Here is a 14,995-nt window from a genome sequence, read left to right on the forward strand (position 1 = left end):
TTGGCCTGGTTTAGATCTTCGCCGCAGGTAAAGGGACTCGTGTCTCGAACTTGGCCTGATGAATCGAGAAGAAGCTGCGAATATTGCGGATATTTGCCTGGTTGGTGAACAGGGCATGAGCCAGCTTGTGATATGCCGTCATATCGCTGACCTGCAGGATCACAATGAAATCCACGCCAGTAGAGACCCGATAGCATTGCGTCACCGCAGTTTCCGGTGCCATCAGGCGCTCGAATTGCTGCAGATATTCTTCACCCTGACGGTCCAGCGTAATCTCTACAATCGCCGTCAAACTGGGGCCCAGTTGTTCCGGATCCAGCAAGGCGACCTGCCTGCGAATCACCCCTTGTTCACTTAAACGACGCACTCGCCGCAAGCAAGTTGGGGCAGAGGCATGCACGCGCAAAGCCAGCGCCTGATTGCTGATGGAAGCATCATTTTGCAGCTGCTCCAGAATGCGTAAGTCCAGCTCGTCCAGTTCAATCATGACAATGTTTATCTATCTATGATGAAATAAAATTCCGTTAAATAAAACGAAATTTGTTTTTCTTTCATATTGATTATTAAATGAAATTTTAATTCATTTTAGAAAAAAAATAGACATAAAATTTTTTGTGTTTCAGATCAGAATAGGCGGATTGAATTGATTAGCTGGCCCACCAAAAGGGGCCATGAACAGGAGTTGGCTATGTGTGGAATTGTTGGCGCGGTGGCGCAACGCGATATTGTTCCCGTGCTGCTGGAGGGGCTGCAGCGCCTGGAGTACCGGGGCTACGATTCTTGCGGGGTTGCTGTTCATGCGCAGGGTCAGTTGTTGCGGGCACGCAGTACACAGCGCGTGGCCGAGCTGCAAGAGCAGGTCAAGGCGGATCAACTGCAAGGCTTTACCGGCATTGCTCACACACGCTGGGCAACCCATGGCGCACCGGCGACTCATAACGCCCACCCGCATTTCTCCGGCAAGGGCAAAGCGCGTATTGCGCTGGTGCATAACGGCATTATCGAAAACCATGACGAACTGCGCACCGAGCTGCAAAACATAGGCTACGTGTTCGAGAGCCAAACCGATACTGAGGTGATCGCTCACCTGATCGACCACCTGTACAACGGTGACCTGTTCGAGGCCGTGCAGCAGGTTATTCGCCGTTTGACCGGTGCCTATGCCATTGCTGTGTTCTGCCAGGATGAGCCGCATCGTGTGGTGGGTGCTCGCCATGGTTCGCCCCTGGTCGTCGGCGTGGGTCAGAACGAAAATTTCCTGGCATCGGATGCCCTGGCATTGGCCGGAACCACCGATCAAATCATCTACCTGGAAGACGGTGATGTGATCGATCTGCAGATCAATAAAGTGTGGATCATGGACAAGGACGGCCGCACCGTTGATCGTCCCGTACACACCGTGCATTTGCACACCGCTGCGGCTGAATTGGGCCCATACCGCCACTTTATGCAAAAGGAAATCTTCGAGCAGCCCCGTGCGGTGGGCGATACCTTGCAAGACATTGAAAGCGTTACGCCCGAGCTGTTTGGCGACCAGGCCTACAAGGTTTTTCAGGATATCGACAATGTGCTGATTCTGGCTTGCGGCACCAGCTATTACGCCGGTTTGACCGCACGTTACTGGATCGAGTCCCTGGCCAAAATCCCCGTTAACGTGGAAATCGCCAGCGAATACCGCTACCGCGACAGCGTGCCCAACCCCCGCACTTTGGTGGTGACGATTTCCCAGTCCGGCGAAACCGCCGATACTCTGGCCGCCTTGAAGCATGCCCGCAGCCTAGGCATGGAACAGACTCTGACCATCTGCAACGTGGCCACCAGCGCCATGGTGCGCGAGTGCAAACTGTCCTACATCACCCGCGCTGGCGTAGAAATTGGCGTGGCTTCGACCAAAGCCTTCACCACCCAGTTGACCGCCTTGTTCCTGCTGACCATCGCACTGGCTCAAGTCAAAGGACATCTGAATCAGGAGCAGGAAGGCGACTACCTGAAAGCCCTGCGCCATTTGCCTACCGCTATCGCAGCCGTGTTGGCCCTGGAGCCGCAAATTATGGCCTGGGCTGATCGTTTTGCCAGCAAGGAAAACGCCTTGTTCCTGGGCCGTGGCATGCATTACCCCATCGCCATGGAAGGCGCGCTGAAGCTGAAAGAAATCAGCTACATCCACGCCGAAGGCTACCCCGCCGGTGAACTGAAACACGGCCCTCTGGCCCTGGTCACCGAAGCCATGCCTGTAGTCACCATCGCCCCACGCGATGAGCTGCTGGAAAAGCTGAAATCCAATATCGAAGAAGTCCACGCACGCGGTGGCGAACTGTACGTGTTTGCTGATGCCGATACCCGTATCGGCAGCAGCGAGCGTGTGCACGTGATCCGCATGCCAGAGCACTACGGCAAGTTGTCCCCCATCTTACACACCGTGACACTGCAATTGCTGGCGTATCACACCGCCTGCTCGCGCGGTACAGACGTGGATAAACCACGGAATTTGGCTAAGAGTGTGACGGTGGAGTGAGCGAGATTTAAGCGGCAAAGACCGGAAGTAAAATCTGTCCGGTCTGTTGTCAATTGACACTGTCCGAGTTTCATCAAAACCCACCGAATTGACATTGATTTCGGTGGGTTTTGATTTTTAAGCGGTTGGAGCCCGTAATTTGGTGGGCCATGAAGTATTCAGAAAAAGTTAACCGTTACAAAATTCTATTCATAAATAAGAAGAAAATCGGAGTTTTATTGATAGCGATATACCCGATAGTGAGGTTTGTGCCCAGTAGAGGGAGCTTTGTATTTGAAGATCTGAAGAAGCGAGCGGAGTCCCTCAAAATAGCCCTATTTGTCGCCCCAAACACACACCGCTAGCGAACTGTACAGACAGCACCATATAATAATTGATAACGATTCTCATTATCTGTCAGTGCGGAGTACCCTCGTGCCTTCTTCTGTTCTTCCCGTGTCAGGTGTGTCTTCGGCCGAGTCGGTCGAGTCACTTTACTGCGACCACCACAGTTGGTTGCAGCGCTGGCTGCATCATCGATTGGGTGGGGCAGACCAGGCGGCTGACTTGGCGCAGGATACGTTTGTACGCTTGCTAAGCAGCCGTTCCCGCTGGCAATTTGCCAGTCCCGGCGAAGCCCGTGCCTATTTACGCAAGACCGCACAGAACTTGTGCATCAACCTATGGCGACGTCAGGAAATTGAACAGGCCTGGTTGGATATTCTGGCCGCGACGCCCGAGAATGTTTACCCCTCGGCAGAACGTCAGGCCATGATTTTGCAGGCGCTGGAAGAGATCAGCGCCATGCTCAGCAGCCTGTCTCCCAAAGCGGCCAAGGCGTTTACCCTGGCCGTCATTTGCGAGTTGACAGACGATGAGGTCGGCGCAGAAATGGGTATTTCCGGTCGCATGGTGCGCAAGTATGTGGCGCAAGCCATGTTGGGCTGCATCAGCTTGCAGGCTTGCCAGACCGTCGCCGAATTGCGTCAGGAACCTCAGTACTAAGTTTCATGAAGCACGGTTCCAGTTTGTCTTCCTCGTCCACTCCTCCCCACGCCGTTTTGATGCAAGCCGCCGAATGGTATGCCTGTCTGCGCGATGGCAAGGCCAGTGCCGAGCAACGTTCCGCCTGGCAGAGCTGGCTTAAGCAGGACGAGATGCACAGTACCGCCTGGCGTTATGTGGAGGAAGTCAGTCGCAGTTTTGAGCCTGTACGTAGCGTGCCGGATTCGCGCTGTGTGGTGGAGAAATTGCACACGGCCAACGAGCGTTTGCATCAACGTCGTCGCGTTCTGGCCGGTGTGGTTGCGCTGGCAGGAACGGGAGTTGCTAGCTGGTTGAGCTGGCGTCATTCCTGGCTGCCGTCCAGTGTTCTGGCCTTGGCGGCTGACCACTCGACACAAACCGGCGAGCAGAACCAGATTGTGCTGGCAGACGGCTCTCGGCTTTGGTTGAACACCTCCTCGGCAATTGATGTGAAGTTCACCGCGCAGGCTCGCCAGATTGTGTTGATGTCGGGCGAGATCTTTATCCAGACGGCCAAGGACGACATGGACAGGCCGTTCACCGTTCAAACCCCGCAGGGCTATATGCGCGCTTTGGGTACGCAATTCAATGTGCGTATGGACCAGGACTGTACGCAGTTGGCGGTCTATGAAGGGGCCGTGCAGGTGTCTACGGCAAAAGGTCAAAACACCGCCACGGTACAGGCGGGCAAGCAGGTGCACTTTAGTGCGCAGCGCATCCGGCACAGCATGGACGCCGAGCAGGCACGTGAGGCCTGGACCAAAGGCGTTCTGGTGGCTGACAACATCGCCTTGCGTAGCGTGATCAAGGAATTAGGTCGTTACCGCAAAGGCTATCTGGGTGTGGATGATGCCGTGGCTGACCTGAAGGTCTATGGCAGTTTCCCCATTCATGATACGGACCGTGTGCTGAAAATGCTGGCTTCGGCATTGCCGATTCGTATCGACCAGCCCATGCCCTGGTGGACCAGTGTGCAAGCTCTGGATTGATTGCTCAGGGCATTGCAGCAGCAATCATCATAAAAATTACAAAAATAAAAACCGATTAAATTCAAAGGCTTGCCCGGTTCTAGGTAAAAAACCCTCAAAAACATGCAAAAGCAGGTTCCGGGTTATGGAGACTGAGTGGTTTTAGACAGTAAGAGGACCTGATTGGCGTGAGGCCAATGAAGCAGGAGGCGGGCCGCAGTGCCCGCTCAGTACTGAACATCAACGCAAAAACATCGTTCAGGTTCATCGTTTTTATTGTGACTGACCCGTGTTTTTGAAGGATGTCTCCTTATGCATCGTCGCCCCGATCCCCTTTCCCTGTCCAAGGATGCAGGATCGCATTGCGCCTCTTTGCGTCCACTGGCCCTGGCCCTGTCTGTGTTGATGGCCGGCAGCGCCTTTGTTGTGAGTATCCAGCCTGTCCAGGCGGCTACGCAAAACAGCCCGACGGCCGACAAGATCCAGCGTTATGACATTCCAGCCGGCCCCTTGAGCCGTGTGCTGATGCGTTTCTCGCAAGAGAGCGGGGTGTATCTGGTTGGCGCGGGCAGTGTGGCCGAAGGCAAGCAAAGTGCGGGCCTGAAAGGCAATTACAGCGTCGCGCAGGCCTTGGATACCTTGCTGGCTGGCACGGGCATTCGCTACTCGCGTGATGCCAATACGGTGAACTTGTGGCCTGTTACGGAAACCACTCAGTTGGAACCCGTGCGTGTTAAGGGCAGCCTGACCCGGGCAACTGAAGACACCGGCCTGTACACGCTCAATGGCACCAGCAGTACCGCCACCCGTCTGAACATGGACACCCAGCACACCCCGCAATCGGTCAGTGTGATGACGCGTCAGCAAATGGATGACTTTGGCCTTACCAGCTTTGATGATGTGATGAACTTCACCACCGGCGTGACGGCCAATACGGCGGCAGTCGGTGGCGGCTTTCAGTTTCAGGCTCGTGGCTTTGACATCAGCAATGTGCAGGTAGATGGCGTGCAAAGCAGCTACCGGGCGGCTGGACGTGGTGCATTCAATCCTATTTCTCTGGATATGGATTTATACGACCGCGTGGAAGTCGTGCGCGGTGCGACAGGTTTGTTGTCTCCTACCGGCGAGCCTTCCGCTTTGATCAACCTGATTCGCAAACGCCCTCAGGCTGAGTTTGGCGGCAAATTAAGCGCCCACTATGGTTCCTGGAACGATAAGCGTGTGACAGCCGATGTGACTGGCCCGCTGACCGAGGATGGCCGTTTACGGATGCGCGTTATTGGTTCGCGCAAGCAGGCGGACTCCTTCATGGATCACCAGGATCACAAGAACGACTTGCTGTCCGGCATGCTGGAGTTTGACCTGACTGATCGGACCTTGCTGACCGCAGGCTACGACTATCAAACCGCCAAGCTGCGTGGTGAAGGCAATATGGGCGTGCCTTTGTTTACCAGCGAGGGTGACCGTATTGACGTTTCGCGTTCCATGTCGCTGGTGCCGGACTGGACCTACTGGGATAAAAAGTATCAAAACGCCTTCTTCTCAGTCGAGCACGAGTTTGAAAACAAGTGGAATGCCAAGCTCAGCTACAGCCATCAACGTGACGATGGCGATGCCTTGATTACCGGTCTGGGGCAGGGCGTGAACCCCGTGGTGCGTCCGGACGGATCCGGTATGGGTATCCGCGCTAACCTGGCCGCGAATGGATATCGCCATCAGGACAACCTGGAGTTGTCGGCCAATGGTCCTTTCAAGATGTTTGGCCGTGAGCACCAGTTGATGTTTGGTTTTAACGGCACTCGCAAGCGTGACACCACGTACACCATGCAGGTCAGCGATACCCGCAACTGGTTCATTCCCAATATTTACGATTGGGAGGGCTATATGCCCGAGCCCAGTGTCAGCCGTACAGGGGAATGGAACCGGGTCCACACACGCGAATACGGCTTCTTTGCCGGCACGCGTCTGAACATTATTGATCCGCTGAATGTGATCATGGGCATGCGCTTGTCGGACTACAAAACCTACCGCGACAACTACGGTAAAGACGGCCAGTTCACCGGCGTGTCCAATGAATTGCGCAACCGCAATGAAATTACGCCGTACTTTGGAGTGACGTATGACATCAACCCGAACCTGACTGCCTACGCCAGCTATACCCGCCTGTTCCAACCGCAAAGCTACAAAGACATCAACGAGAACTTCCTTGATCCTATCACCGGGGTTAACCGGGAAATCGGTCTGAAAGGCAGCGTGATGGACGAGGCGCTGCAGTTCTCCCTGGCTGCTTTCGAGACCCGTCAAAACAATCTGGCCGTGCTGGACCCTTCGGTGCCGGATGATTTCCTCTTGCCTGATGGCAGCCGCCCCTATGTATCTTCGGGCGCAGGCAACAAAACCAAGGGTTTTGAAGTGGAACTGAACGGCGCACTGAGCAAGAACTGGAACGTATTTGCTTCTTATAGCTACGCCAGCACTAAAGACGGCGAGGGCGAGCGTATCCATACCTACATTCCCAGCCAAACCTTCCGTCTGGGCACCATGTACCAGTTCTCTGGTGCGTTGCAGGGCCTGAGCGCCGGTGCCACCGTGAACTGGTTTGGCAAGCGGGATCTGTGGACGGCCGGCCGCCCTTATACCGCCAGCAATGGCAAGGCGTTGGAAGACACCCATAGCAGCTACGCCCTGGTGGGTCTGCACGCCAATTACCGCGTAAACCAGCACTGGAATGCCAAGCTCACCGTCAACAACCTCTTTGACAAACGGTATTACGACAACTTCGTGATCTTCCGGGCACGTTACGGCGCGCCGCGCAATGTGCATCTGTCCATTGTTTACCAGTGGTAAGCCTTTTTCCTATCTTCTTTCGAGCCGATTCTATGACCTTGTTTACTTCTCGCTCTCTTGTTTCTGCGGTTTACCTTGCCTTGGCAATGGGAGTGTCCACGAACTATGTTCATGCCAAGACACCCGCTCCCGTTGCCTATCAAGCCGTCACTCAAGAACAGATCATGCAAAAACCCACGGCCGCTGAGGTGCTGGAAATTGTCTACAGCCCCAAGCAATCCAGTTTGTTCGTGTCCTCGCCAAACTGGGAGGATGAAACCTTGTCGCGCACCTTGGTGCTGGATCCCACGACCTTGGCGATCCAGCAAGAAATCCCGATGGACGTTAAAAGCTTTGGCGTGGCTTTGGACGATGCGTCCGACCGACTTTATCTGACACAGGGCTTTAATGGCGGTATTGCCGTGGTTGATACCGCTCGCAAGGAACTGATCAAGCGTATTACCGTACAAGAAAAAATCAATTTCCAGGAAGCCATTGCGGCTGCGGATTTTGGTCAGGCACGCAAAGAGGGTTTGTTAAAGATGCTGGAGCGTTTTAACGTCACCGAGGACTACCCATACAAAATGCGTGAATTGGTGGTGGACAAGAAAAACCACCGTGTGTTTGCACCTGGTCTGGGCCTGGGTTTCGACAGCGTGCTGTTCGTGGTGAATACCCAGACCATGGAACTGGAAAAAGTGCTGCCCGGCTTTGGCTATAACGTCGTGGGCATCACCCTGGATGAGGCCAATAACCGCTTGTTTGTCTCCAATATGCAAGGCCAGATTATGGTGGTGAACAGCCAGACGCTGAACATTGATCAAGTGTGGGAAACACAGGCGGACCAACTGTTGAACCTGAGCTATGACCCCGAGCACAACCGCCTCTTCGGGGTAGACCAGGGGATTGACCGTGATGACGCCCGTAACCTGCACCTGGAGCGTGAGTACAAGCGTCGCAGCCCAGGCCACCAAGTGTTTGTGCTGGACGCTTCTAACGGCAAAACCCTGGCGGTCATGCCCACCGGCGAAGTGCCGATTGGTTTGCGTTTTGATGCCGCATCCCAGCGTCTGTTTGTAGCCAACCGAGGTGGTGTGCGCGAGAAAGAAGGCAAGGGCTCGGTCAGCGTATTTGACACGGTGAACTACAAGCCGCTGCAAACCATTGAGCTGGCCCCACACCCTAACAGCCTGGAATACATTCCCGCTGAAAAAGCCTTGTACGTGTCGGTGAAGAACGATGGTAACAGCAAGGAAAAAGGGACCAAAGAACGGATGGTGCGTATCCAGTTCTAAGCTGGTTTCACCAGCAGCCATGCTGCATGATTGATTGACAAGGTGGATCTAAGCCCGAGTTCGGCGTCATGCTGAGCTCGGGCTTTTCTACGTGTTTGGATTGCTTGCGGTATTTAGTGCGAAACTATAAGATTAGATATCTAACTAAATTGAGATTTTCAGCACGTCGTGCGTATCTTTAGCGAAAGGAAACCTGCCTATGTCTCACTATCTGATCGAGCTTTATTCACCCAATGCCAAGTGGAATGCACTGCCTGCCGAGCAGCGACAGCACTTTCTGGCCAGTCTGCAGGAAGCAATGGGCGGTCTTTCCAGCCTGGGTATTGAGGTATTGTCTCTGGCTGCGACTGAACACGATATTGATCACGCCAGCGACCACCGCTTTATGGGCATTTGGCGTTTTCCAAATCAACAGGCATGCCAAGCATTGCTGGCCGGTATCAAAGCCAGCGGCTGGTACGAGTATTTCGACCATGTGAATGCAGCGGGTGCAGAAGGGGGTTTTGCTCAACACTTGGCGGAGCTGGCTAAGGATTCTCAGCTTGTGTGAGGGTCAGAAAGCCAGGAGGATCCGTCAAAAAGCGTTCATAGATTATAGTTTATGTGATATAAACGGTTATCTATGAACGATATTTGTTGTCTGTGCCATGCCCAAAAAACTTGCCCCTACCCCTTTTTACTTGCCAGCCGTCGAGTCACGGGCCCTGGTTTGGGGGCGCTGCATTCGTACTCAACGTGTTGCTCAGAAAATTACAGCTCGAGTCTTTAGTTCAAGAGTCGAGGTCTCGGAAAGTACATTACGCCGAATGGAGCGAGGCGATCCGGCTGTGACGATGGGGAGCTATTTGACTGCTCTGGCAGCACTCGGTCTGCTCGAATCCATCGTGCCAATGCCCGATGCTCATTGGAGTAGCGGCGATACGAAGGGGCGTGCAAGACTGGGCAGAGATGACGATGAGTATTTCTAAGCCCTTATACGTTTATTTGCAGCGGCCTGACACGGGTCAATGGGTGACCGTTGGCCGGTATATCCACGACTCGTCAGCCAAGCTTGGCCAGTTTATGTATGCGCCTAGCTATCAGGATGCGGGTCTACCATGGTCAATTGATCCGGTTAACTTACCGCTGAGCGGCTCTGTTCCAATTCAGGCGAGTCGCTATGGTGGCCTGCATGATGCGCTACGTGATGCTTGTCCCGACGCATGGGGCCGGTTACTTATTCAAAGGCAACACGGATTAAGTGATAGCTCTCCAAACCATGCTTATCTTCTGAAGGCTGGTAATGCCGAGCGTTGGGGAGCACTGGCGGTCGGCTCTTCGCCTAAGCCCTCAATCGCAGAATTGTCCGCACCGCCCATCGCAGAAATTGAAAAGCTGAGCGCAGAGCTGCAAGCCATGCAGCTGCGCCGCCCTCCGGTGGATCCGCATTTGCGTCGCCGGCTGATGGCCACACCCAGTATGGGCGGAGCAAGACCGAAAGCAACCGTTCGTGATGGTGATCAGTTCTGGCTTGTGAAACCGATCCTGCCATCTGATACCGAGGATATTCCGCGTCTTGAACATGCAGCTCAAGAGTGGGGCCGGGCAGTGGGCTTGAACTTTGCACAAACCGCGTACACGGGTTTTGGTGAGGACTCCGCACTGAGTGTGATGCGCTCATTGAGGTTTGATCGCCAACATGGCCTTAGGGTCATGACATTGAGTGCGGCATCCTTGCTGCAGACGGAGTATCCCGGTCATTCAGGCTCATCGGCCTGGAGTTATCCCAACTTGGCCAGAACGTTGACGATGATAGGCGCTCCTCAGGAGGACGCCATTGAATTGTTCTGTCGCATGATTTTCAATGCGGTTATTGGCAATGACGATGATCATCCCCGTAACCATGCAATCCATTATCTTCATGATCAGGGCCGATGGCGTTTGACGCCCGCTTTTGATGTCGTTCCTAATCCAGATTTCATCCCTCAGTATCTGGCGATGGAGTTGAGTCATGGAAGCCGCCAGATCAGCCGAGCCAATGCGTTACACGATGCCAAAGCCTTTGGCTTGTCAGGCGATGAAGAGGCGGTGGAGCTGCTTGACCGGCTGCTGGACAGGATAGAAGGGCAGTTTGATCAGGTGCGCCTCCTGCTTGGATCTCGTCTGGAATCGCTCATGCAGGAGCGGTTGTCTGAAGGACTGCGGCGCATGCGTAGTTATCGTATTCCGACCTGATCAGATAGTCCCGGTGCTTGATGCTGCACCGCATCTCAAGGAAAACCTCCATGTACGGTAGCTAAGCATGGCGGCACACTGGAAGATAGGCCGCGCCCGTCCGGGGGTGGCCTGTTTTCGGGATGAGCGCAGATATGCAGTCTTCACATGTGGCACATGTTCAGGAGATTACGGCTGTTTGGCAGGGAAGCCTGTCCCGGCGCGATCAGGCTGTGGTCCATAGCTGGCGGCGATGCATCGAGCATCACAGGCTGGACCCGGCCCAGGCCTGCGAGGCCTATATCGTGCCCGATTCCCAGTTGCGCGAGCACCGTCAGCAGTCCGAAGCCCTGATCAATATTGCGCGCTCCGGGCTGGAGCGTCTTTATCAGCAGGTTTCCGGGCTGAATTACGTGTTGCTGCTGTCCGATAACAAGGGCGTCACAGTGGATTTTCTGGGGTCGGAAGGCCAGCGCGATGCCTTGCGGCAGGCTGGTCTGTATATGGGCTCGGAATGGTCCGAAGAGCGCGCAGGGACGTGCGCGGTGGGCACTTGCTTACATACGGGCGAGGCGCTGACCATTCATCAAAACGATCATTTCGATCATATGCATGCGCCCCTGTCCTGCACGGCGGCGCCTATCTATCATGACGACGGCAAACTGGCGGCGGTGCTGGATTTGTCCTTGTTGCAGTCTCCACAGGCCAAGGCCAGCCAGGGTTTGGCGCTACACCTTGCCAACGCGGCGACCCGCCGTATTGAACTGGCCAATTTGATGGCCTGCCATCGGCAGGAATGGATTTTATGTTTGTCGCAGTCGCCAGAGTTTTTGGACATTGATCCGGAAGCGGCGATTGCGATTGATGGCTCTGGCCGTATCAAGGGCATGACCCATACGGGTGCCCGGATTCTGGCGCGGGCTGCGGGGGTGGACTGGCGCAATCCTGCGGGCTTGCTGGGGCAGAGCTTGGTGCGCTTTGTGCATCTGGAAGTGGATCAGTTACCGACCTTGATGCGCTATCGCCCTACGCAGGAACGGGTCATCATGGCGCGGGATGGCAGCGTGTTGTTTGCCCATGCCATTGAGCCTCGGCGTGTATTGAGCAATCGATCTGTGGGGATGGATGGGGCGGCCGTGGATGCCGCTTTGCCAGAGGCTCTGCGCGGCTTGGCGGGCACGGATGCGGCCATGCAATCCATGCTGTTGAAAGCCGCGCGTTTGGCAACGCGGGAGATGCCGGTGCTGTTGCAGGGCGAGACGGGTTCGGGCAAAGAATATCTGGCGCGTGCGATTCACACGGCTAGCGGCCGTCGCGGGAATTTTGTGGCCGTCAATTGTGCAGCCTTGCCCGAGAGCCTGATTGAAAGCGAATTGTTTGGCTATCTGGCCGGCACGTATACCGGCGGCGCTGCACGAGGTCGCACGGGTTTGATTGAGGCGGCTGATGGCGGCACTCTCTTCCTGGACGAGATTGGCGATATGCCGCTGGCCCTGCAAAGTCGTTTGCTGCGCGTATTGGCCGAGTCCGAGGTAATGCCTTTGGGCGCACGCACAAGCAAGCGCGTGGACCTGCGCGTGATTTCAGCCAGCCACCATGATTTAAGTGTCCTGGTAGAGCAAGGCCGCTTCCGTGCGGATTTGCTGTATCGCCTGAATGCGGCGGTTCTGACCTTGCCTGCCTTGCGTCAGCGCAGTGATCTGGAGTGGTTGGTGCAGCAGATATTGCATCGGCGTAATAAGGGCGATGTGCCCGGTTTGTCTCCCGAGGCCTGGCAAGCGCTGCAAGCTTACGAGTGGCCGGGTAATTTGCGCGAACTGGACAATGCCTTGGTGCTGGCCTTGGCCTTGGCAGAAGGCTCCTGCATTGAGGTGCAGGATTTGCCAGAGGCTTTGCGAGAGCGGCGCCTTGCCACCTCTACAGGCAGCCCGACAACGGTGCATTCGGCCGGGGCATCGTCCTGGCAGCAGGTCTTACAGGCCTGTGGTGGCAATGTCAGCGCAGCGGCTCGGCAGCTTGGAATCAGCCGGTCCACCTTGCATCGTTATATCAAACGGGCAGGTCTGACTCACTAAGACTCGACCTGAGACACAGGCTGCGACACCTGATGCACCACCTGTGCCACAACTGGCACAGTTTCATCGCCTTAAAACAAGCGACACTCCTTTAAAACAAGCCGTTTCCGGTTTGGCACGACGTTTGCTATGTACTCCATAGCTGGGCAGCAAAAGCCCGGCGCAACATTAAAACGATATGGAGACAAATCATGCAAACACAGCAGCAACTGCAGCCGTCTGCGCGACAGTTGGACACGGTTCTTGAACAGTTGACCCATGCGCTTGCCAGCAATGCACCAGACGATGCGGCAGCCCTGTTTGCCCAAGAATGCTTTTGGCGTGATCTGGTCATGTTCACCTGGAATATCCGAACCATGGAAGGGCGCGAGCAGATCCGCGACATGCTGACGCAGCAGCAACAAGGCGCCATGTCAGCCCGGTTTGAGCGCGACAGTGCCGAGCCGGTCAGTGATGATGGTCAAGGTCTGGTGGAAGGCTGGTTTCGTGTGGAAACCGATGTGGCGCGTGGCTACGGCCATATTCGCGTCAAGCATGGCAAGATCTGGACCTTGCTGACCACCATGTTTGAACTGAAAGGTCACGAGGAGCCGCTGGGTGTGCGCCGTCCCATGGGGGCCGAGCATGGCATCCGGCGGGGTCGCCAGACCTGGCAGGAGCGCCGTCAGCAAGAGCAGGCGGAGCTGGGCACCACGGAGCAGCCCTATGTGTTGGTGATCGGCGGCGGGCAGGGTGGTATTGCGCTGGGTGCGCGTCTGCGGCAATTGAATGTGCCTGCGCTCATCATTGATCAGCATGCTCGCCCTGGTGATAGCTGGCGCAAGCGTTATAAGTCGCTGTGCCTGCACGACCCCGTCTGGTACGACCACCTGCCTTACATGCCTTTCCCCGACAACTGGCCTGTCTTTGCGCCCAAGGACAAGATTGGCGATTGGTTGGAAATGTACGTCAAGGTGATGGAGCTGAATTACTGGAGCAGCACCGTGTGCAAGAAGGTGCGCTACGACGAGTCTAGCCAGACCTGGGAAGTGGAGATCGAACGTGACGGCAAACCCATGACCCTGCGGCCCCAGCAGTTGGTCTTTGCCACGGGTATGTCCGGCAAGGCGAATGTGCCCAACATACAGGGGCAGGATGTGTTCAAGGGTGAGCAGCAACATTCCTCGCAGCACCCCGGGCCGGAAGCGTATGCGGGCAAGAAAGTAGTGGTGATCGGGGCCAATAACTCGGCGCACGATATTTGCGCGGCATTGTGGGAGGCGGGGGCGGACGTCACCATGGTGCAGCGTTCGTCCACCCACATTGTGCGATCCGACTCCCTGATGGAGATCGGTTTGGGCGATCTGTATTCCGAACGGGCACTGGCATCGGGAGTCACCACGCGCAAGGCAGACTTGCTCTTTGCCTCCCTGCCGTACCGCATCATGGCGGACTTCCAGATTCCTGTGTACGACAAGATCCGCGAGCGTGATGCACAGTTCTACCAGAAGCTGGAGGCGGCAGGCTTCATGCTGGATTGGGGCGACGATGGTTCCGGCTTATTCATGAAATATCTGCGTCGTGCTTCCGGCTATTACATCGACGTGGGTGCTTGCGAGCTGATTATCGATGGCAGTATCAAGCTGAAGTCGCGGACTGACATCAGTCATTTGACCGAGAACGCCGTGGTGTTGAGCGACGGTACGGAATTACCAGCGGACCTGGTGGTGTATGCCACGGGCTACGGTTCCATGAATGGCTGGGTGGCTGATTTGGCAGGCCAGGAAATGGCGGACCGGGTGGGCAAGTGCTGGGGTCTGGGTTCGGAAACCACCAAAGACCCCGGGCCGTGGGAAGGCGAGCAGCGCAATATGTGGAAACCGACGCAGCAGCCAAATCTGTGGTTCCACGGCGGCAACTTGCACCAGTCGCGTCATTACTCCCAGTACCTGGCCTTGCAGCTTAAAGCGCGTCAGGCGGGCCTGCCGGTGCAGGTGTATGGAATGCAGGAGGTGCATCATTTGCGTTGATTGATATTTGCCCTGTTGTTCGAGGCGGGGCGTGTAGGTCTGCACCCTGTTCTGATTTCGGCCAGATTATCGACATGATGATCTGGCTCTTTTCTTTTGTGTGTCTTAG

The 14,995-nt window shown here is 55.5% G+C and carries 10 protein-coding genes; 9 read left to right on the plus strand and 1 reads right to left on the minus strand.

Annotated elements, in window-relative coordinates; translation table 11 throughout:
• Positions 1-10: 10 nt before the first annotated feature.
• Positions 11-487, minus strand: coding sequence for an Lrp/AsnC family transcriptional regulator (locus tag AB7E06_RS07905; RefSeq protein WP_094198053.1), 477 nt, complete (start codon positions 485-487; stop codon positions 11-13).
• 201 nt (positions 488-688) lie between these two features.
• On the opposite strand from AB7E06_RS07905, the gene glmS reads away from it, so the two are divergent.
• The 9 genes from glmS to AB7E06_RS07950 all read left to right on the plus strand — a co-directional run bounded on the left by glmS (position 689) and on the right by AB7E06_RS07950 (position 14,886).
• Positions 689-2,515, plus strand: coding sequence for a glutamine--fructose-6-phosphate transaminase (isomerizing) (glmS, locus tag AB7E06_RS07910; protein WP_094198052.1), 1,827 nt, complete (start codon positions 689-691; stop codon positions 2,513-2,515).
• A gap of 414 nt (positions 2,516-2,929) precedes the next feature.
• Positions 2,930-3,499: a sigma-70 family RNA polymerase sigma factor gene (locus AB7E06_RS07915; RefSeq protein ID WP_427956142.1), complete on the plus strand. Its 570-nt coding sequence runs from the start codon at positions 2,930-2,932 to the stop codon at positions 3,497-3,499.
• A gap of 5 nt (positions 3,500-3,504) precedes the next feature.
• Positions 3,505-4,509 carry a FecR domain-containing protein gene (locus tag AB7E06_RS07920; protein ID WP_427956145.1) on the plus strand — a complete coding sequence of 335 codons (1,005 nt, stop codon included), beginning with the start codon at positions 3,505-3,507 and terminating at the stop codon, positions 4,507-4,509.
• Positions 4,510-4,800: 291 nt separating this feature from the next.
• The gene (locus AB7E06_RS07925; RefSeq protein ID WP_427956147.1) at positions 4,801-7,335 is read left to right on the plus strand and encodes a TonB-dependent siderophore receptor; all 2,535 of its coding nucleotides are present in this window, start codon (positions 4,801-4,803) and stop codon (positions 7,333-7,335) included.
• A 32-nt stretch (positions 7,336-7,367) separates the two neighbouring features.
• A complete protein-coding gene (locus AB7E06_RS07930; protein WP_395028948.1) occupies positions 7,368-8,609 on the plus strand; it encodes a YncE family protein in 1,242 nt (413 codons plus the stop codon).
• 199 nt (positions 8,610-8,808) lie between these two features.
• Positions 8,809-9,159, plus strand: coding sequence for a DUF6616 family protein (locus tag AB7E06_RS07935; RefSeq protein WP_094198048.1), 351 nt, complete (start codon positions 8,809-8,811; stop codon positions 9,157-9,159).
• A gap of 404 nt (positions 9,160-9,563) precedes the next feature.
• Positions 9,564-10,823 (plus strand): type II toxin-antitoxin system HipA family toxin, encoded by a 1,260-nt coding sequence (locus AB7E06_RS07940; RefSeq protein WP_234354355.1) that lies wholly within the window; start codon positions 9,564-9,566, stop codon positions 10,821-10,823.
• A 134-nt stretch (positions 10,824-10,957) separates the two neighbouring features.
• Positions 10,958-12,877 carry a sigma-54-dependent Fis family transcriptional regulator gene (locus tag AB7E06_RS07945; protein ID WP_094198047.1) on the plus strand — a complete coding sequence of 640 codons (1,920 nt, stop codon included), beginning with the start codon at positions 10,958-10,960 and terminating at the stop codon, positions 12,875-12,877.
• Positions 12,878-13,068: 191 nt separating this feature from the next.
• Positions 13,069-14,886 (plus strand): NAD(P)-binding domain-containing protein, encoded by a 1,818-nt coding sequence (locus tag AB7E06_RS07950; RefSeq protein ID WP_427956154.1) that lies wholly within the window; start codon positions 13,069-13,071, stop codon positions 14,884-14,886.
• Positions 14,887-14,995: the final 109 nt, after the last annotated feature.

Source organism: Alcaligenes sp., from assembly GCF_050255915.1.
Lineage (GTDB): Bacteria > Pseudomonadota > Gammaproteobacteria > Burkholderiales > Burkholderiaceae_B > Alcaligenes > Alcaligenes aquatilis.